Here is an 877-nt window from a genome sequence, read left to right on the forward strand (position 1 = left end):
CGGGCTTGCTCGATCCCCAGCTCCGCCGGTGTCCATCATGCTGTCATTTGCCCTCACACCATAAGGTGGCCAACATACGCGGAAAGTCAGGCCGCGAGCTTAGGCCGATAGAATTCCCCGGTCGTCATCATCGCCCAGACGATCCGGGCCAACTTGTTGGCAACGGCGATGGCGACGACCATCGGCCGACGCCGTTCAAGCAGGGCTTCGATCCAGCCGCCTCCAACCCGGGAGCGAGCCTTTGGGTACCGAACGACGTTACGTGCTCCGATGACAAGCAAGTGCCTGAGATAGGAATCGCCCTGTTTCGTAATCCGGCCGAGCCGATCCTTCCCGCCGGTGGAATTCTGCTTAGGCGTCAGGCCAAGCCAGGCCGCGAACTCCCGCCCGGAGCGGAACATTGTTGCGTCCGGTACGGTCGCGGCGAGAGCCGTGGCCGTTATGGGACCGATCCCGGGAATTGAGGACAGCAACTTCGCCATCGGATTTACTCGCTGGATCTGAGTGAGCTCGCGCTCAATGGCCTCGACCTGCCGGTCCAATTCCTTCAGTTGGTTCACAAGGATGGCTAGTGCGATGCGGGCGTGGGCCGGTAGTGTCAGTTCCTCGTCATCCAACAAGTCCACCAGACCATCCACCCGTTGCCGGCCTTGCCCGACAATGATTCCGAACTCAGCAAAGTGAGCCCGAATCGCGCAGGCTGTCATGGTTCGTTGGCGGACCAACAAGCCTCTTGCACGATGAAGCATCAAGAAGCCCTGGTTCTCAACGCTCTTGATTGGAACGAACCGCATATTGGGACGGGTGACCGCTTCGCAGATCGCGGCCGCGTCAGCGGCGTCATTCTTGGCTCCTCTTCGTAGGTAGGGTTTAACAT

1 protein-coding gene is annotated in these 877 nt (G+C 60.0%); it reads right to left on the minus strand.

The window, feature by feature from the left end:
* Positions 1-86: 86 nt before the first annotated feature.
* Positions 87-877: IS110 family RNA-guided transposase (locus tag IF809_RS38630; RefSeq protein WP_462840088.1), on the minus strand; the 791-nt coding region annotated here is incomplete at its 5' end.

It is taken from the genome of Bradyrhizobium sp. UFLA06-24 (assembly GCF_054967145.1).